This is a genomic window from Hongsoonwoonella zoysiae, assembly GCF_013266695.1.
Classification (GTDB): domain Bacteria; phylum Pseudomonadota; class Alphaproteobacteria; order Rhizobiales; family Stappiaceae; genus Hongsoonwoonella; species Hongsoonwoonella zoysiae.
Genome location: NZ_JABRXF010000001.1, coordinates 589,482 through 608,805 on the forward strand (window position 1 = coordinate 589,482; position 19,324 = coordinate 608,805).

The window sequence follows — 19,324 nt, forward strand, 5'->3', positions numbered from 1 at the left end:
GATGCGAAACCGCCCGACCGCCCTAAATCGATTTAGAGCACCATTGAGGATGAAGCCCGCGTGCCACCGGCCGGGCTGCCCGAAAGCCAGGGGAATTGACCGATGACCGTTCACGAGAGGATTGGCGAAGTTACGGAGCGTATCGCGAAAAGAAGCCGCGACAGCCGTGAAACATATCTAGAGCGCATCCGCAAGGCGGGCGAGGACGGCCCGCGCCGGGGCACGCTTTCCTGTGGCAATCTCGCCCACGGGTTCGCGGCCTGCGGGCTTGTCGACAAGGAGCGGCTTTCCGGCGACGTTGTGCCGAACCTCGGCATCATCACCGCCTATAACGACATGCTTTCCGCGCACCAGCCCTATGAACGGTTTCCGGATCTCATCCGCGAAGCGGCCCGGGACATGGGCGCCGTGGCGCAGGTGGCCGGCGGCGTACCGGCGATGTGCGACGGCGTCACCCAGGGTCAGGCGGGCATGGAACTTTCTCTCTTCTCGCGCGACGTGATCGCCATGGCCGCGGCGGTCGGCCTGTCGCACCAGATGTTCGACGCCGCGGTCTTCCTTGGCATTTGCGACAAGATCGTGCCGGGGCTCGTCATCTCCGCGCTCTCCTTCGGGCACCTGCCGGCGGTGTTCGTGCCGGCCGGGCCCATGCCGTCGGGTCTGCCCAACGACGAGAAGGCGAAGGTGCGCCAGCTTTATTCCGAAGGAAAGGTGGACCGCGCCGCCCTTCTGGAAGCGGAATCGAAATCCTACCACTCACCCGGCACCTGCACGTTCTACGGCACGGCAAACTCCAACCAGATGCTCATGGAGATCATGGGCCTGCATCTGCCGGGCGCAAGCTTCGTAAACCCGAACACGCCCTTGCGCGATGCGCTAACCAAGGAGGCCGCGCAACGCGCACTTGCGATCACCGCACTTGGCAACGAATACACGCCCGCGGGCGAGGTGATCGACGAACGCGCCATCGTCAACGGTGTCGTCGGCCTGCACGCCACCGGCGGCTCCACGAACCACACCATGCACCTTGTCGCCATCGCCCACGCAGCCGGGATCAGGCTGACGTGGGACGATATTTCCGACCTTTCGGACGTCGTCCCCCTGCTTGCGCGCATCTATCCGAACGGCCTTGCCGACGTGAACCATTTCCAGGCCGCCGGCGGGCTCGGTTTCCTTATCCGCGAACTGCTTTCGGACAACCTCCTGCACGAGGACGTGCGCACGGTGAACGGCACCGGCCTTTCGGGTTACACCGTGGAAGCCAAGCTCAATGACGACGGCACGGTGCGCCGGGAAGCCGCTCCGCAGGTTTCCGGCAACGACAAGGTGCTCGCCACGGCCGCAAAACCGTTCCACCCGACGGGCGGACTTTCCGTCCTTTCGGGCAACCTCGGCAAGGCGGTCATCAAGGTTTCCGCCGTCAAGTCCGAACATCAGATCGTCCAGGCGCCTGCCCGCGTCTTCCATTCGCAAGAAGAGATGCAGGAAGCCTACAAGGCGGGGAAGCTGACTTCGGATTTCGTCGCCGTCATCCGTTTCCAGGGGCCGAAAGCGAACGGGATGCCCGAGCTTCACAAGCTCACGCCAGCCCTTGGCGTTCTGCAGGACCGGGGGCTGAAGGTCGCGCTTGTGACGGACGGGCGCATGTCCGGCGCATCCGGCAAGGTGCCGGCTGCGATCCATGTCACGCCGGAAGCCGCGCAAGGCGGGCCCATCGCGAAGGTGCGCGATGGCGATATAGTGCGTGTCGATGCAACGAAAGGAACGCTGGAAGTTCTGGTCGACAGGCAGGAATTCGATGCGCGCGAGCCTGTAACCGCCGATCTTTCGGCCAATCAGGCGGGCGTAGGGCGGGATCTCTTCGCCGCGTTCCGCACGATGGTCGGCACCGCCGACACCGGAGCCCACGTCTTCGGCGCTTGAATTTTTGAGGGACATTCCAGTGAATCATGAAATCCGCTGTCTGATCGACGTGCGCAACGAACTTGGCGAAGGGGCGACCTGGGACGAGCGCTCCGGCACACTACTGTGGTGCGACATCAAGGGCTGCGCCATCCACGCCTGCGACTGGGCGAGCGGCGAACGCAAGGCCTGGTCGTTCGCCGACACCATAGGTTCCTTCGGTTTGACGGACGACGGGCGCCTCATCGTCGCCCGTCGAAACTCCGTCGTTCTGTTCGACCCGCAAACGGGTGAAGAAATCCATATCGCGGACATCGAGAAAGATGACGCGCGCACCCGCACCAACGACGGCAAGGTCGGTCCCGACGGAGCGTTCTGGGTCGGTACGATGCACGAAAGCTCGCCGCGCGAACCGATCGGCGCGCTCTACCGGGTGACGATGGATGGCCAGGTGACGAAAGTCGTCGACGGGCTCTATGTCTCGAACGGCTTGTCCTGGTCGCCCGACGGAACGAGGATGTATCACTCCGACAGCACCCCCGGTTACGTCGACATCTGGGATTTCGACCCGCAAACCGGTTCGGCGACGAACCGCCGCCGCTTCGTTGAGCTGAAGAACGAGGACGGCCGCCCGGACGGTGCGGCGATCGACAGCGAAGGCAACTACTGGTCGGCGGGCGTATCCGCAGGCGTCGTCAACTGTTTTTCGCCTGCCGGGGAACTGATCGAAAAGGTCGAGATGCCTGTTCCCCGTCCGACGATCCCCTGCTTTTGCGGGCCGGATCTCGACACGCTTGTCGTGACGAGCCTGAGGCCCGGAAACGATCCAGATCTTCTCCTGGAATACCCGATGTCCGGAAGCCTTTTCGCCTTCAAGCCGGGCAGGCACGGCTTGCCGTCCTATCGGTTCCGCACATCTTGATTGCGCACACGATTATCCGGTGAAACTGAAATCGTCCGTTCACATACGGCGTTTAACCGGACACGGCCAAGACAGATTTTTTTATATGAGGACGATTTCATGTCGAATGCGAACGAAGCACTCCTGTCGGCACGCCGGCGCGTCGCCGAAGCCGCCGCGCGAGAGGCCGGCAAGCTTGCCCTCGACCGTTTCCGGAACCGCCGCTTCACCGTGGAGGCGAAGGGCACGCAGGATTTCGTCAGCGAAGTCGACAAGGAAACGGAAAAGCTGATCCGCACGCGTCTGGCCGCGGTGTTTCCCGAAGACGGTTTCATCGGCGAGGAAACCGGCGGCACCCCGGAGCGCATCGTCTGGGTCGTCGATCCGATCGACGGCACGCATAACTTCGTGCGCGGCATCGGCTTCTGGTGCGTTTCGATCGGCCTCGTCGTGGACGGCAGGCCTTCCGTCGGCGTGATTTACGACCCGATCCAGGACGAGCTTTATTCCGCGGCTGCCGGCCAGGGCGCGACCCTCAACGGAGAGCCTATCAGCGTATCCACCACGACCGAGCCGACGGAGGCGGTCGTGGCGATCGGCGCCAATTTCCGCAAGCCCGCGGAACTCCACGTCAACACCATCGCCACACTGTTCGAGGAGCGTTGCAGCCATCGCGGCCAGGGCGCCGGCGCGCTGTCTCTCGCCCTTGTTTCCGCCGGCCGCCTTGACGGGTACTTCGAAAACCACATCAACTCCTGGGACGTGATGGCCGGCATTGTCCTCATCGCCGAAGCGGGCGGCTTCGTGAACGACTTCATGGCCGATAACGGCCTGATGGAAGGCAATACAATTTTCGCCTGTACCCCTGGCCTGAAGGGTTTCCTGAGCAAAGCGACAGGTTTCGTCTGTTAACAGAATTACAAGCGGCGCCGGGCGGCTGAAATTCCCGGTTCATATCGCGCTTGCAGGCTGGATGAACGGGTTCGCTGCAAAACGCCGGTCGGATCGTTTCTTTGACCATGGACCGGCAGTCTGGCGATCGTCCGCAAAACGGGGCTGTTTAAAGCCCCGGATAATTCTGTTTGGAGGAAACGATGAAAAAGATCTCCGGAAAGCTCCGCCTTTTCGCCTCGACCGCCGCACTCGCCGTGACGATGTCCAGCGGCGCGGCGATGGCCGAAAGCCTGGTCCTTTACTGCAGCGTCGGCGAGGAGTGGTGCTCGGCGATGGCCAACGGCTTCTCTCGCGCAACCGGCGTTGACGTCGCCATGACGCGCAAAAGCTCCGGCGAGACCTATGCCCAGCTCAAGGCCGAAGCCAGCAATCCGAAAGGTGACGTCTGGTGGGGCGGCACCGGAGACCCGCACCTGCAGGCGGCCGAAGAAGGCCTGACTGAGGAATACATCTCGCCGATGCTCGAAAAGCTGCAGCCCTGGGCGGTCTCACAGGCGACCTCTTCGGGCAACCGCACGGTCGGCATTTACGCGGGCGCGCTCGGCTTCACCTACAACACCGAGGTTCTGGAAGACAAAGGCCTGCCGGTGCCGAAGTGCTGGGCCGACCTGATCAAGCCGGAATACAAGGGCGAGATCCAGATCGCGAACCCGAATTCCTCCGGCACGGCCTATACCGCTCTTGCCTCTCTCGTGCAGCTTCTGGGCGAAGACGCCGCCTTCGATTATCAAAAGCAGCTTCACAACAACATCAACCAGTACACCAAATCCGGCTCCGCACCCGCGAAAGCCGCCGCACGCGGTGAAACCGGCATCGGCATCAACTTCATGCATGACGGCGTGCAGCAGCGCGTTGGCGGATTCCCGGTCAAGGTGATCGCGCCTTGCGAAGGCACGGGCTACGAAATCGGCTCGATGAGCATCATCAAAGGCGGTCCGAACCCGGAAGCCGCGCGCAAGTGGTACGACTGGGCGCTGACCGCCGAAGCACAGGAAATCGGTGCGTCGGTGAAGAGCTTCCAGGTTCCCTCGAACGCCGGCGCGAAGGTTCCGCCGGAGGCACCGAGCCTCGATACGGTGAAGCTTATCGACTACGACTTCAAGGAATACGGAAGCTCCGCGACGCGTCAGCGCCTGCTGTCGCGCTGGGATGATGAGATCGGCAGCCTCAATTAAGGGCAAGCCGTCAGATTGACCCGCAATCGGATGGTAGAATCCGGAAGCGGAAGGTTGATCGAACTCAGAGCGTTAGAGCGTCATGCCCGCTTTCTTTGCGGCCATGACGCTCTCATCAGGCGGCCGGCTCCCTCCCGACGTGAGCCGAAACGCGTAGCAAAGAGCCGGCCGCTCTCTCGTTCATCGAATGCTTGTCCGCGGTTGGCGGACGAATCGTATATTCCAAGGACGTAACGACATGCGACGCAGCCAATGGTTCTGGCTCGCCGCGGGCTGGATCGGATTCGCTCTCCTGCCGTGGTACGACACGCCGTTGTCCGACGACCGGACATGGTCCCTGCCCGCTCTTTTTGCCGGCCTCTTCGGCTCCGCGCCTTGGCTCCTGCCGTTGCTGGTGCCCCTGCTCTTGCCGATCGTCTATCTGACGAAGGATGTGCACGCTCGCGCCACGTCACTGACGGCGGCCGGCATCATCGGCATCGCATATATGATCCTGCAGGGCTTCGCCTTCGGTTTGAACGGCTGGTCCTGGACATTCCTTGAAAGCCTGCTGGGTTCAACAGACGGTTTTCAAAACGGCTTCGGCTACGGCGCGAACGTAACGCTCTTCTCGTTCCTTTTCATGCTGACGGAAGGCCTTGCCGCGCGCGGCTGGATGAAAGGCGACCGGTTCGTCACGGGCGCGATCGGCCTCGTGATCGGCACGATACTCTTCTTCGTCTTCCTGCCCGTCAGCACGATCCTGACGAATGCCGCCATACCCGACGGCGAACAATCGGCACTCGTCTCTTTCTTTCACAGGATGACGGACCAGGATATCTGGAGTCTTTCCTGCATCAGCGAAAACCGGCGTTGCGGCGTCTTCTGGAACAGCCTGCGCCTTGGCGTCCTGACCGGTGCAATCACCACCCTTCTCGGGCTTGCCTTCGCGCTGGTCGCGACGCGCACGAATTTCCCCTTCAAGCGCGGCTTGCGGCTGCTCACTGTTCTGCCGATCATCACGCCGCCCTTCGTGATCAGCCTTGCGATCATCCTGCTCTTCGGACGCAACGGTACGGTGACGAACTTCTTCGCGGACGCCTTCGATGTCGCGCCGTCTCGTTGGATCTACGGGCTGCCCGGCATTCTCATCACTCAGGCGCTCGCTTTCACGCCCATCGCCTTCCTCGTTCTGATCGGCGTCGTGCAGGGCATCGCTCCTTCCATGGAAGAAGCCTCGCACACACTGCGCGCCAACCGGTGGCAGACATTCAAATACGTCACCTGGCCGCTCCTGCGCCCCGGCCTTGCCAACGCCTTCCTCATCGGCTTTATCGAAAGCCTCGCGGACTTCGGCAACCCGCTCGTTCTCGGCGGCAATTACGACGTTCTTTCGACCAAGATCTTCTTCGCCGTCGTGGGATCGCAAAACGACCCCGGCCGTGCGGGCGCGCTTGCCATCGTCCTTTTGATGCTGTGCGTCGGCGCGTTCTACGTACAGCGCCGCTGGCTCGGCAAGAAATCCTACCAGACGCTGACCGGAAAGGGAGATTCCGGCCGGCCTTCCGAGCTTCCTCGCGGGCTGAAATACGTTTGCTACGCAACCGCCATTCCCTGGGCGATCTTCACGCTGATCCTCTATACGATGATCATGTTCGGCGGCTTCGTGAAGAACTGGGGCCGGGACAACAGCTTCTCGCTCGACCATTTCGCCGCAAACTTCGGGCTGGAATGGACCGACTTCGGACTTCTCTGGTCGGGACGGGCGTGGGATTCGCTGTTTACCACGCTGGAGATTGCCGCCATCTCGGCACCGCTGACCGCCGGCATGGGCCTCCTCACGGCCTATCTGCTGGTGCGCCAGCGCTTCGCCGGCCAGGCGGGTTTCGAGTTCATCACCATGTTGAGCTTCGCCATTCCCGGTACGGTTATCGGCGTCAGCTACATTCTCGCCTTCAACACGCCTCCGCTGGAGATCACCGGCACGGGCATCATCCTCGTGCTCTGCTTCATTTACCGCAACATGCCGGTCAGCATCCGCGCCGGCGTGGCGGCGATGAGCCAGATCGACAAGAGCCTCGACGAATGCGCGATGACGCTCGGCGCGACCAGCGCCCAGACGGTGCGCCGCGTGGTGCTGCCGCTGCTTCGGCCCGCGATCGTGGCGGCTCTCGTCTATTCTTTCGTACGTGCGATCACATCGGTCAGCGCAGTGATCTTCCTTGTCAGTGCGCGCTACGACCTTGCGACATCCTATATCGTCGGCCGTGTGGAAAACGGCGAATACGGCCTCGCAATCGCCTACAGCGCAACGCTGATCGTCATCATGGCAGCGGCCATCACCCTCATCCAGTTCGCCGTCGGCGAGCGCAAGGTTTCAAGAAGAACATCCTCTGACGCAGTCAAACAGGAGGTCCCCGCATGAGCGTCGACACCAAATCGGGCGGCGTTGAATTCCGCGATGTCACCCGCCGTTTCGGAAACGTCGTCGCCGTCGACAACGTAAGTTTTACGGCCGCTCCCGGCACGCTTGTCACGCTGCTCGGCCCGTCGGGCTGCGGCAAAACCACGACCTTGCGCATGATCGCGGGGCTTGAATCCGTCAGCGAAGGCAAGGTCCTGATCGGCGGCAAGGACGTGACGCTGCTTCACGCAACGGACCGCAACGTGGCCATGGTCTTCCAGAGCTATGCGCTCTTTCCGCATATGACGGTGATCGAGAACGTTTCCTTCGGCCTCGAAATGTCCGGCATCTCGCGCAAGGACCGGGAGGAAAAGGCGGCCGAAGGCCTCAGGCTCGTCGGCCTGGCAGGCTACGAAAACCGCCTGCCGAGCGAGCTTTCCGGCGGCCAGCAGCAGCGCGTGGCCGTGGCGCGCGCACTCGTTCTCGAACCGGAAGTGCTTCTTTTCGACGAGCCGCTTTCCAACCTCGACGCCAAGCTGCGCCGGCGCATGCGCGACGACATCCGCGATCTGCAGCAAAGCCTGGGCCTGACCTCCATCTATGTCACCCACGACCAGGAGGAAGCGCTTGCCGTTTCCGACAAGATCATCGTGATGAACAGGGCCGTCATCGCCCAGGAAGGCACGCCCCGTGATCTGTACGAGCGCCCGGCCGACCGCTTTGTCGCCGACTTCATAGGCGGCGCCAACCTGATCGAAGGCCGGATCACGGGCCGGGCCGAACGCTCCGCCATGGTGGATGTCGGCGGTGTTCACATCAAGGTGCCGGACCGTCCGGAAGCCCCGGAGGATGTGCTCGTCGCGATCCGCCCGAACGCCATCCGCCTCGACACCACCCGCAAGGAGGAGGGTCTCCCGGTCGTCGTGCGAAAGTCCGTCTACCTCGGCTCGCACATGGAATACGCGCTTGAAAGCGACGTCGGCGAACTCTTCGCTATCGATCATAATGTCGCCGGCGCCGTTGCGCCCGGCACCGATGCGGTGGCATGTTTCAACGAAACGGGGATGGCGCTGGTGGCAAGGTAAGCACAAACGGGGCCTTGCCGTCCGAATAGCCCCTCATGCGGGGAAACATGTCAAGCACCCTGAGGCCGCGCGGTGTCCATGGACGGTTGATGGTGGCGCTCGGCGCGCTGGTCGGCCTGACGCTTCTTGCCGGCGTCACCGGCTGGCATGGGTTCACGCGCACCGAAACGGCGCTTGAGACCCTTCAGGCTGACAGTCTGAGCGATCTTTCTCTTGTCCTGACGGTGGCGGAGCGGAGCGCGAGCCTTGCCGCGCGCGCGCCATATATCGCCGAACTCAGAAGCGAACGGCAGATCGCGGCGGGGCGTGCCGAAATCGAGGCGCGCCTTGCCGAGTTTACCGAACTCGCCATCAGCCTGCCGCGCCTCAACGAAAAGAACATTCCCCGGCCAACGGATGTTCCTTCCGCCGTTCGCCTTGCCGCGCGCCTGGAAGGGATACTGAGGGCGCTTTTGGACGTCACCGGTGAGCGTCTCGCGGCGGACGCCGGCATGACGCACGCATTGACCGCCCTTGCCGACTTCCGGAACTCCGCCAAAAGGGTCGAAGATACATCCAGCGACCCGAACACCCTCTCGGCGAGCCTCGTGGCGCGCCTGGGAGATGTGAGCGAACTCGTGCTGGAGGCAAGTGCGGCGGAAACGGTCAATGCAGTCGAGGAAATCCGCGAGCGTTTCGCAAAGACCGCAAAATCGGTGGAAAGCGAACTCGCCTTCGGGCCGCACGCGTCCCTCAACGGCAAGATCGATGCACTGGAGCCGATCTTCGTCAGCCGGCTCAGGCAGCTCAGCACGCGTAACCGCTCGGAGGTGTTGCTGGCGGCGATCAACACGGCGTCGGCTCAACTGACGGCGACGGTTTCTTCCCTTGCCGACGTGGTGCGCTCATCCGCCCTCATGCGCAGCGAGGAAACGATCTCGGTTCTTCGTTTCGGCAAATCCGCGCTTCTCGCCGTCGCTGGCCTTTGCCTGCTTGCCGCCCTGGGCGCCGCCAGTTTCGTCATGCGCGACGTCGCCACGAACCTGCGCCGCGCAACCGGCGCCATGACGCGCCTCGCCGCCGGAGACCGCAGCGCGGAAGTTCCCGGCGTGGAACGGCAGGACGAACTGGGCGATCTTGCCCGCGCCTTCGACATATTCAAGCGCCAGGCTATCGAGCGCGAGGAACTTTCCGAAAAGCTCGCCGACAACGCGAAGACGCTGCAGGCGATTTTCGACAACCTTTCCGACGGAATATCGCTCTTCAACAGCCAGGGCCGCCTGATCGCCTGGAACCCGCGCTTTACGGAACTGAGCGGCCTGAACCCCGGGGAGATCCGCGAAGGCGTTTCGATGCCGGAATTGCTCGAAAGGCTTTCGGCGACCAACGTGAAGGCACGTACGGTCGACGGACGCTCAATCGACCTACCGCGTTTCGCGCGCGGACGCATCGCGCCCTTTGCGGTCCTCGAATTGCACACGCCGGATGGCCGGACGATCGAAATTCGCGCAGGCGCGATGCCCAAGGGCGGCGTGATCGCCAGCCTGACGGACCTGACCGACCGCAAGGCCCTGCAGCAGCAATTGCAGCAGGCGCAGAAGATGGAAGCCGTCGGCCAGCTTACAGGCGGAATCGCACATGATTTTAACAACCGTCTTGCGGCGATCGTTGGCAATCTTCAGCTCATCCATGACGACGATTCCGCCTCCCAAAAGCTGAAAAGCCGCTCTCTGCGCGCCCTCGAAGCAGCCGAAGGCGGCGCTGCCATGACGCAGCGTCTTCTCTCCTTCGCCCGCCGGCAGGCACTTCTGCCGCAGGTGACTGACCTTAACGATCTTGTGGAGAGCCTGAACGACCTGCTCGGCTACAGCCTCGATCCGGGCATCGAGCTTCTGCTCGACCTCGACCGCGCGATCCCTCCTGTCATGGTCGATCCGGCGCAAATGGAAAACGCGCTCTTCAACCTCGTCTTCAACAGCAGAGACGCCATCGACGGGCGCGGGCAGATCACCATCACGACGCGCTCGAAGCCGGATGCGCAGGGCGGAACCGGTGAAGTCGCGATCTTTGTAAGCGATACCGGCAGTGGTATGACCGCCGATGTCCGGGCAAGGGTTCTGGAGCCTTTCTTCACCACGAAACCCTTCGGACGCGGAAGCGGTCTCGGACTTTCGATGGTCTATGGCTTCGTGCGCCAGTCCGGAGGACGCATCGAGATCGAAAGCGCGCCGTCGAAGGGGACGTCAATCGAGCTTCGCTTCCCCGCCGCGAACACGGCAAGGCTGCCCGAGCCGGCCAAGGCTGCGGCCATTTCCCCGCCCCAGGCAAATGGGGAGAGGATTCTGGTTGTAGAAGATGAGGACCTCGTCCGTGAAACGGCGGTCGACATGCTTTCCAGCCTTGGTTACCTGGTAACCGCGGTCTCCAATGCGGATGACGCGCTGGAGAGTATCCGGGCGGAAAATTTCGACCTGCTCTTCACCGACGTTGTGCTGGCCGGCGGGGTAAACGGCCCCGAACTTGCGGAACATGCATTGAAGGTCCGGCCGCGGCTGCCGGTGCTTTTCTGCTCCGGCTTCATGCGCCAGACGCCGCCGGACCGGCCATCGCCTCCCATGCCCGAACGTATTCTGGAAAAGCCATACCGGCGGGAAACCCTGGCGCTTCGTGTGCGTGAAGTCCTCAATGACGCCAGGCTTCAGGAAACCGCCAGCGGTTCGACCGGCGCGTCGAACACATAACCTAGCCCGCGTTCGGTGCGGATGAAGCACGGATTTCGCGGGCTCGGCTCGATCTTCCGCCTTAGCCTCAGGATAAGCACATCGACCGTCCGGTCGAACACATCGTCATTGCGCCGGCGCATGAGATCGAGAAGCTGGTTGCGCGAAAGCACACGCCCGCGCGCCTCGACGAGGGCGGCTAGAAGATCGAATTCCGACACCGTGAGCGAAACCGGCTCGCCGGCCGGGTCGGTAAGCCTGCGGCCGTCAAGATCGAGGGAAAAGCCCAGGAAGCGATAGCCGCGCCGCTGCACTTCGGCCGACACCGCCGAAATCTGGCCCGGCGCCTTGCGGCGAAGCACGGCCTTCACCCGGGCGAGCAGCTCGCGCGGATTGAACGGCTTGACCATATAGTCGTCCGCGCCGATCTCCAGGCCGACGATGCGATCGACGTCGCTGCCGCGCCCGGTCAGCATGATGATCGGAATATCGCTCGACGAGCGGATGGAACCGGCCACGGCAAGTCCGTCCCGGTCCGGGAGTTGCAGATCCAGGATGATCAATTCCGGAGGGTTTACATCTCCCATGAGCTTCGCAAGCGCGCCCGCGCTATCGCACGCCAGCGCGCTGAAGCCGCCTTCCTGCAGAATGTCGACCACCGTGTCGCGGACAATCCGGTCGTCCTCGACGACCGCCACACGTCCACCCGTTGCCGACGATGTCATCGGCCTCCTCCCGCAATGCCGTCGCTCTTTTGTTCTTTAGCCGCGTAAATGTTTCACGACTCTTGCCGAACGGCAAGCGGAAGCACGCCTGTGGATGCCTGCAGGTAGGAAGACGCTACGTTACATAATACGGCCAAATGCAATTTCGTCCGATGCACGGAAGATATGGCAAAGCTCGTTGGGAACGCCAAGGCTGATGTCATCACCTTCGTTATAAGCTGCATCGCCCGGGATCTTCGCCGTCACGAGCGTTCCATCGGCAAGTCTCGTGTGCAGCAGATATGCCTCGCCCAGTTGTTCCAATACATCCACTTTGCCTTTCAAAACGGTGTCGGCGCCTTCGCTTTGCGTCGTCAGATGCTCGGGGCGAACCCCGAGGATAACGCTGTCTCCCGCCGATGCGCCGTCCCCCTTCACTCTCGCCACCGCTTCACCGCCGCCAGGCAACCCGACCTTCAACCCGTCGGGGCCTGCCGCATCGATCTTCGTCTTAATGAAGTTCATCTTCGGCGAGCCGATGAAGCCGGCGACGAAAATGTTGCGCGGATGATGGTAGAGCTCCAGCGGCGGGCCGACCTGCTCCACGTTGCCTGCATTCAGCACGACGATCTTGTCGGCAAGCGTCATCGCCTCCACCTGGTCATGGGTTACATAGATCATCGTCACGCCCATTTCCTTGTGGAGTTTGGCGATTTCGATCCGCATCTGCACCCTGAGCGCTGCGTCAAGGTTGGACAGCGGCTCGTCGAACAGGAAGACACGAGGGTTGCGAACGATCGCCCGCCCGATAGCGACACGCTGGCGCTGCCCGCCAGAAAGCTGCTTCGGCAGCCGGTCCAGCAAAGGCGTCAGTTCCAGGATTTCGGCGGCTCCACGAACGGCCTTGTCGATTTCTTGCCTGCCGGATTTGGCAAGCGTCAGGCCGAAGGCCATGTTCTCGTAGACCGTCATATGCGGATAAAGCGCGTAGGACTGGAAAACCATGGAAATGCCGCGCTCCTTCGGCGTTTTGGCATTCACGCGTTCGCCGCCGATCAGGAGGTCGCCGCTCGTGATATCCTCCAGCCCCGCGATCAGCCGCAGCAGCGTGGACTTGCCGCAACCGGACGGCCCGACGAAGACCGCGAATTCCCCATCGGCAATGTTGAGATCCACCCCCTTGATCACCTTTACGTTACCAAACTGCTTGGCCACGTTCCTGAGGACCACTTCCGCCATTGTTTTCCTCCCGCAAGATCAATCTGCAATCAGGCAGGACCGCGTGAATGCAAGAAAGTTGACCATCTTCATTTCGCCTGCGTGTCGTTGCGCCGCCGCGTCAAATCCGGAAGAATCCAGCGTCATGCCCGTCGAGCCGCAGCACCCCTTCCTGTATGAGCCCCGTAAAGCCGTGCCCCTCAAAAAGCGTCGGCTGCATGAGATCGCCCAACGGCACGCTCGAAGGTTCCGCCGCCAGATTGAAGGCGCAAAGAACCGCTTCGCCGCCCTCTTCGCGCACGAAAGCCAGAACCGGTTCCGGCAAATCGAGGAAACGGATCGAGCCTTTGCGCAACGCCGCACTCCGCGACCGCCAGGAGAGAAAACGACGCACGCGGGACAGAACGGACCCGGGATCGTTCTTCTGCGCAGAAACGGCGCGCATGGCATGGTCCGCCGGAACGGGCAACCATGGGTCCGCGCTTGAAAAACCGGCGTGCGCCGCGCTGTCGGACCAGGGCATCGGCGTACGGCAACCGTCCCGGCCCTTGTATTCTGGCCAGAACTGGCGCCCGTAAGGGTCCTGAAGCTTCTCGAAAGGAACGTCCGCCTCCACGAGGCCAAGCTCCTCGCCCTGATAAATGCATGGACTGCCCCGGAGCGAGGCGACGAGGGCGACCAGCATCGGAGCCGCACGGTTGATGTCGTGATCAAGGTTCCAGCGCGAGATCACACGCCGCACGTCGTGATTGGAAAATGCCCAGCTTGGCCAGCCGGATCCGATCGCCGCCTCGAAATCCTCCACCGTCTTGCGGATGAACCGGGCCGAGAAATTTTCGGACAGAAGGTCGAACGTATAGGCCATGTTGAGACGCTTTCCGGCCTGCGTGTAGGCCGCCATCGTGGCGAGCGGATCGTGATCCGCGCCGATTTCGCCAATGGTGGCAACGCCGGAGTAGCTGTCGCAAAGCTTCCGGAGACGTTCCAGAAACGCGAGGTTTTCCGGCTGCGTCTTGTCGTGGATGTGGTCCTGATAGGCGTAAGGGTTTGAAAGTGCTACGCCAGCTACCCTCGCCTTGTCCCCAACCGGCGGATTGTCCTTCAACTCCTTGTCGTGGAAGTAGAAGTTGACCGTGTCCAGTCGAAAACCGTCGACACCGCGATCCAGCCAGAAGCGGGCTGCATCAAGCACCGCATCCTGAACCTGCGGGTTGTGATAGTTGAGGTCCGGCTGCGATTTCAGGAAGTTATGCAGATAATACTGATGCCGGCGCGTGTCCCACTCCCAGGCCGGGCCGCCGAAAACCGATAGCCAATTGTTGGGCGGCGTGCCGTCCGGTTTCGCATCCGCCCAGACATACCAGTCCGCCTTGTCGTTTTCGCGGTTCGACCGGCTTTCGGCAAACCACGGATGCTGGTCGGAAGTGTGCGAAATAACGAGATCGATCAGCACCTTCAGTCCGCGCTCATGTGCGGCCTCCACCAGGCGGTCGAAATCGGCAAGCGTGCCGAACATCGGATCGACATCGCAGAAATCCGCGACGTCGTAGCCGAAATCGTCCATCGGCGAACGAAAGAACGGCGAAATCCAGATCGCATCCGCGCCGAGCTCCGCGATGTGGTCGATATGGTCGACGATGCCGGGCAGGTCGCCGATGCCGTCGCCGTTGGAATCGGCGAACGAGCGCGGATAGACCTGATAGATGACCGCCCCGCGCCACCAGTCCGCGTGAGCGGGCGAACGGGCTGCAACCGGCGTTTCTGCATGCAATGACGACATGGATTGTCCCTTGATTGCGTGTCGCGTCAGCCTTTCACCGCGCCGGCGGTAAGGCCCGAAACGATGCGCCGCTGGAAGATGAGAACGAGAACGACGACAGGAACGGTCACGATCACCGATGCCGCCATGATATTGCCCCAGGGAAGCTCGAACTGGCTCGCGCCCGAAAGCAGCGCGATCGCGACCGGGACCGTGCGCTGTTCCGCCGAAAGCGTGAAGGTGAGCGCGAAGAGGAATTCGTTCCACGCCGCGATGAAGGCAAGCAGGCCGGTGGTGACCATCGCCGGCCACATCAGCGGCATGAATATCCTGCTGACGACCGTCCAGGGCGATGCCCCGTCCACATAGGCCGCTTCCTCCAGTTCCTTCGGCAATTCGCGCATGAAGGTGGTAAGCACCCAGACGGTGAACGGCAGCGTCAGGATCAGGTTGGAAAGGATAAGACCCGGCAGGGAATTATAAATGCCGAGCGTGCGGATAAGCTCGAACATGCCGGAAAGCACGGCCACCTGCGGAAACATCGAAACGCTGAGGATCGTCAAAAGCAGCAAGCCGCGCCCGGCAAACTGCACCCGGCCCAGCGCATAGGCCGCCGTCAGCCCGAGGAAGAGCGATATCGCCACCACCGTGAAAGCCACGACGACGGAATTCAGAATATTCCGGCCGAACGGCTGTTCGGTAAAGACTGAGATATAATTCCTGAAGTCGATATGGCCGGGCAGGATCGAGGCGGTGAAAAGCTGGGAACCCGAGCGGAAAGACGACAGGATTGCGTAGTAGAAGGGAAAGACCGCGAAAACCGCGATCGCGATCAGGAGCGCCCAGAAGGCTATTCTGCCTATGAAGCGTTTCGCGCTCATTTCGCATCCTCCCCGAGACGCACCTTGCCGACGGTGAGCGTCAGCACCACCAGCACGGCAATGATCATGAAGAGCATGGTCGAGGCGGCCGATCCGTAGCCCACTTCCTGGAAGTCGACCAGTTGCTGGCGCGCATAGACCGACATGGTCATGGTTTCGCGCGAGTTGGAGGTGAGCACGTAGATCAGGTCGAAGATGCGCAGCGCGTCGAGGCCGCGGAAGATGAGCGCCACCACCAGCGCCGGGCGGATGAGCGGCAGCGTGACCTTGAAGAAGACCCTGACCGGGTGGATGCCGTCGACCTTCGCTGCCTCATAGCAGTCTGTCGGCAGGATCTGGAGGCCAGCCAGAATGAGGAGCGCCATGAAGGGCGTCGTCTTCCAGACATCCACCATGATGACCGCCCACATCGCGGTATCGGGCGAGGCGGTCCAGGCGATGGGCTGGGAAATAATGCCGATGCCCATCAGGATTTCATTGAGGATGCCGAACTGGTCATGCAGCATCCAGCCCCACATCTTGGCGGAAACGATCGTCGGGATCGCCCAGGGGATCAGGATCGCCGCGCGCAGGTATCCGCGCCCCTTGAAGGCGGTGTTGAGGGTGAGCGCCACGATCATGCCGAAGACGGTCTCAAGCGCGACCGAAACCACGGTGAACCAGATCGTGTTCCACACCGCGTTCCACCAGTCGGGGTCGACGAGCAGGCCGTACCATTCCCCCTCGTAATACTCCAGGAAGTTCGCGAGACCGATGAACCGGGTGTTGTCGAGCGCGGAAAGATTGGCGTCGGTGAAGGCGAAATAGATCGTGCGGATGAGCGGCCAGCCGGCAACCAGCGCCAGTACGATCATCATCGGCGTCAGGAAAATCCATGCGGACCTGACGCGCGCGCGGGTCAGTTCCGACGCGCTTGCTGCGGCAACGGACATGGCCACCCCCTTCGGTTTCGCGAAAGCCCGGTTCATCGGAGACCGGCGCCACCCGAAGACCGTGCGGCGCCGGTATTGGCGCCTACCAGCCGCGCCGGCTCATGCGCTTGAGAGAACGCTCAAGATCGGAAAGCGCGTCTTCGGGCGACTTCGTGCCGGAAAGCACTGCGTGGGTTTCGTTCCAGAACTCGTTGGAAACCTGGTTGTAGGTCGTTCCGGTGACCCGCGACGGGCGGGCGACCGCATTCACGAACGTGTCATAGAGCTCGCCGAAGAAGGGATTGGCCTCAAGCACTTCCTGGTCCTCGTAAAGGGCGGCAATCGTCGGATTATAGGCCCCCTTCACGGCGCGGCGCTTCTGCTCGTCGTAGCTCGTCAGGTACATGACGAGATCGGCGGCCACTTCAGGGTTTTTGGAGTATTTGGAAACCGCAAGCTGCCAGCCGCCGAGCGTTCCGGTGTGCTTACCGTCGCTGCCGCCCTTCGGCAGGGCCGTGACGCCGATCTTGCCCTTCACCGGGCTGTCCACGGAGTTGCCGAGCGCCCAGGCGTAGGGCCAGTTGCGCATAAAGACCGCGTTACCGGACTGGAAGACGCCGCGCGCTTCCTCTTCCGCGTAGTTGAGCACGCCCTCGGGCGCGATATTGCCGACCCAGCTTCCGGCAACCTTCAGCGCCGCCAGCGCGCTCTCGTTGTTGACGGTGACGTCGCCTTCGGCATTGACGATCGTTCCGCCGCCATAAGCGTCGATCCATTCAAGCGCATCGCAGGTCAGCCCTTCATAGGCCTTGCCCTGGAAAACGAAGCCCCACATGCCGTCGTTGCCCTCCGCCCGTTCGGCATCCTGGATTTTCTTCGCCGTCGCCGTCATCTCCTCCCAGGTTTGCGGCACGTCTTCGCCGTGCTTTTCCAGAAGGTCGGAGCGGTAGTAGAGGACGCCGGCATCCGTGAACCACGGCATGGCGACAAGCTTGCCCTCGACGGTGTTGTTTTCGATGATCGAGGAGAAGTGCTCCTTCTCCGCTCCAACGGAATAAGGCGCCAGGTCGATGAAATGCGAGCCAAGGATGCCCGGCCAGATCACGTCGATCTGGAACACGTCGATATCGTCCGCCCCGGCGGCCAGAAGCTGCTGGTAGAGCGCCAGCCGTTCGGTCGTCGAATTCGGCGTCGAGACGACGACGACCTCATTGCCGGTCTTATTCGCCCAGGCGTCGGCCGCCTCGCGACAAAGCTCGAGTTCCTGCCCCACCGCACCGCATGAGATGGAAACGCTTGCCGCCGTTACCGGACTTGCGGTCAAAACTGCTGCCAGTGCCAGCGCGGACGCGCCGAACAATGCTTGGAATTTCATGATGCTCTCCTCCCGACTGAGATGCGCTTCAAAGCTTCACGCCAATTCCCGGCCCCGGCACCCAGACTGCGCCTGTAATGTCTGAATTCAGGCGCCGAATGACACGTCGACGAGCGAACGGGCTGAATTTCGACTTCGCAAACCCTTCTCCCAAAGCGCTTTGGAGAAAGCATAAGAGCATCGCCGAAAGCGAGTCAACTAGCACTTTTACGAGGCCAATTTCGTAAACGGCAAGCTCCTGCTGTTTCCTGTTGCCGTTCAGTGGATTTCCGGCAATCATGGTGGCATCGAACCAAAGGGGTGCGAGGCGCAAATTTGTACTGTAGCCGCAAAATCCAAAGCGCTTTGAAGAAAAGATGAAACTCAAGGACCTCGCCGAACACCTGCAGCTTTCGCAAACGACAGTTTCGCGCGCGCTCAACGGCTACCCGGAAGTTGCCGAGGAAACACGGCGGCGGATTGTCGAGGCGGCGAGGCGGTTCGGCTACACGCCGAACGCCGCGGCCCGGCGTCTGGCGACGGGGCGGACGGGCAGCGTCGCGATCCTGTTTCCCGCCGAGCGGAACCTGCTCGTGGATCCGCATTTTTCCGATTTTCTCGCAGGTCTTGCCGAAAAATTCGGCGAAGCGGACATGGATCTTTCCCTGAAAGCGACCCGCAAGACCGAGGAGCTTGATACCTACCGCCATCTGGCGACCATGGGCCGCGTCGACGGCTTCATCGTCTCTTCCCCGCGAAGCCACGACGAACGTCTTTCCCTGCTTGCCGGGCTGAACATGCCCTTCGCCGTTCACGGCCGCTCGCAAGATGGCCTGGACTTTCCTTATTTCGATATCGACAACGAAGGCGCATTCCGCCAGGCGACGGAGCTATTGCTCGACCTCGGCCACGAACGGATTGCGCTATTGAACGGCATCCGCGAACTCAATTTCGCCCAGGCGCGCGAAGAAGGCTTTCGCTTGGCCCTTGCCGGGCGCGGCCTGTCCGCCGACCCGGAGCTGATCTTCAATGGCCCGATGGTGGAGGAAATGGGCTACCGCCAGACATGCCATTTGATCGATCGCCCGGCCCCACCGACCGCGGTCCTGGCGGCAAGTGTCCTGCTCGCCTTCGGCGCCTATCGCGCCGCGCGGGATCGGGGGCTCACGATCGGCCGGGATATTTCCATTATCGCCCATGACGACGGTCTGCCGTTCCTCAAGGCCGAAACGCTGGAGCCGCCGCTTGCCGCCACCGTTTCCTCCATCAGGAACGGCGGTTACCGTCTGGCCGAAATCCTGCTCGGCCGAATCGCCGGAAAGCCGGCAAGCGAGCTCCAGGAAGTCGCACCGGTCGACCTCGTCTTTCGACCCTCGGTCGGGTCGGCCAGGAAATAGC

General features: G+C 62.1%; 15 protein-coding genes. 8 read left to right on the forward strand and 7 right to left on the reverse strand.

The features are described 5' to 3' along the window. Window positions 1-102: 102 nt before the first annotated feature. From edd to HPQ64_RS02740, 7 genes are all read left to right on the forward strand, one after another. Complete coding sequence (gene edd / locus HPQ64_RS02710; protein ID WP_172886840.1) at window positions 103-1,923, forward strand: phosphogluconate dehydratase; 1,821 nt, start codon at window positions 103-105, stop codon at window positions 1,921-1,923. Window positions 1,924-1,942: 19 nt separating this feature from the next. Beyond that, the gene (locus HPQ64_RS02715) at window positions 1,943-2,824 is read left to right on the forward strand and encodes an SMP-30/gluconolactonase/LRE family protein (protein WP_172886841.1); all 882 of its coding nucleotides are present in this window, start codon (window positions 1,943-1,945) and stop codon (window positions 2,822-2,824) included. A gap of 99 nt (window positions 2,825-2,923) precedes the next feature. Beyond that, window positions 2,924-3,715, forward strand: a complete 792-nt coding sequence (locus HPQ64_RS02720) for an inositol monophosphatase family protein (RefSeq protein ID WP_172886842.1) — start codon at window positions 2,924-2,926, stop codon at window positions 3,713-3,715. A gap of 182 nt (window positions 3,716-3,897) precedes the next feature. Beyond that, window positions 3,898-4,932 carry an ABC transporter substrate-binding protein gene (locus HPQ64_RS02725; RefSeq protein WP_172886843.1) on the forward strand — a complete coding sequence of 345 codons (1,035 nt, stop codon included), beginning with the start codon at window positions 3,898-3,900 and terminating at the stop codon, window positions 4,930-4,932. A gap of 238 nt (window positions 4,933-5,170) precedes the next feature. After that, the gene (locus HPQ64_RS02730; protein WP_172886844.1) at window positions 5,171-7,336 is read left to right on the forward strand and encodes an ABC transporter permease; all 2,166 of its coding nucleotides are present in this window, start codon (window positions 5,171-5,173) and stop codon (window positions 7,334-7,336) included. Beyond that, window positions 7,333-8,400 carry an ABC transporter ATP-binding protein gene (locus HPQ64_RS02735; RefSeq protein ID WP_172886845.1) on the forward strand — a complete coding sequence of 356 codons (1,068 nt, stop codon included), beginning with the start codon at window positions 7,333-7,335 and terminating at the stop codon, window positions 8,398-8,400. Before HPQ64_RS02730 ends, HPQ64_RS02735 begins: the two co-directional genes overlap by 4 nt. A gap of 47 nt (window positions 8,401-8,447) precedes the next feature. Next, window positions 8,448-11,120 (forward strand): ATP-binding protein, encoded by a 2,673-nt coding sequence (locus tag HPQ64_RS02740; protein ID WP_172886846.1) that lies wholly within the window; start codon window positions 8,448-8,450, stop codon window positions 11,118-11,120. On the opposite strand, the gene HPQ64_RS02745 is transcribed toward HPQ64_RS02740, so the two are convergent. From HPQ64_RS02745 to HPQ64_RS02775, 7 genes are all read right to left on the reverse strand, one after another. Next, complete coding sequence (locus HPQ64_RS02745; RefSeq protein ID WP_172886847.1) at window positions 11,078-11,824, reverse strand: winged helix-turn-helix domain-containing protein; 747 nt, start codon at window positions 11,822-11,824, stop codon at window positions 11,078-11,080. The two genes, HPQ64_RS02740 and HPQ64_RS02745, sit on opposite strands and share 43 nt — an antisense overlap. A 120-nt stretch (window positions 11,825-11,944) precedes the next feature. Further along, entirely contained in the window at window positions 11,945-13,042 is a 1,098-nt protein-coding gene (locus HPQ64_RS02750) for an ABC transporter ATP-binding protein (RefSeq protein WP_172886848.1), read from the reverse strand. A gap of 100 nt (window positions 13,043-13,142) precedes the next feature. Further along, entirely contained in the window at window positions 13,143-14,801 is a 1,659-nt protein-coding gene (locus HPQ64_RS02755) for an alpha-glucosidase family protein (RefSeq protein ID WP_172886849.1), read from the reverse strand. A gap of 26 nt (window positions 14,802-14,827) precedes the next feature. Beyond that, a complete protein-coding gene (locus tag HPQ64_RS02760) occupies window positions 14,828-15,661 on the reverse strand; it encodes a carbohydrate ABC transporter permease (RefSeq protein ID WP_172886850.1) in 834 nt (277 codons plus the stop codon). Continuing rightward, window positions 15,658-16,593, reverse strand: coding sequence for a carbohydrate ABC transporter permease (locus tag HPQ64_RS02765; RefSeq protein WP_210260064.1), 936 nt, complete (start codon window positions 16,591-16,593; stop codon window positions 15,658-15,660). The genes HPQ64_RS02760 and HPQ64_RS02765 overlap by 4 nt, the downstream gene beginning before the upstream one ends. Window positions 16,594-16,675: 82 nt before the next feature. Next, entirely contained in the window at window positions 16,676-17,947 is a 1,272-nt protein-coding gene (locus tag HPQ64_RS02770; protein ID WP_172886852.1) for an ABC transporter substrate-binding protein, read from the reverse strand. Between the two features lie 28 nt (window positions 17,948-17,975). Further along, on the reverse strand, window positions 17,976-18,314 hold the full coding sequence (locus HPQ64_RS02775; RefSeq protein WP_172886853.1) for a hypothetical protein: 339 nt from the start codon (window positions 18,312-18,314) through the stop codon (window positions 17,976-17,978). On the opposite strand from HPQ64_RS02775, the gene HPQ64_RS02780 reads away from it, so the two are divergent. Then, complete coding sequence (locus HPQ64_RS02780) at window positions 18,304-19,323, forward strand: substrate-binding domain-containing protein (protein WP_172886854.1); 1,020 nt, start codon at window positions 18,304-18,306, stop codon at window positions 19,321-19,323. The genes HPQ64_RS02775 and HPQ64_RS02780 overlap by 11 nt on opposite strands. The last annotated feature ends 1 nt before the right edge of the window (window position 19,324 follow it).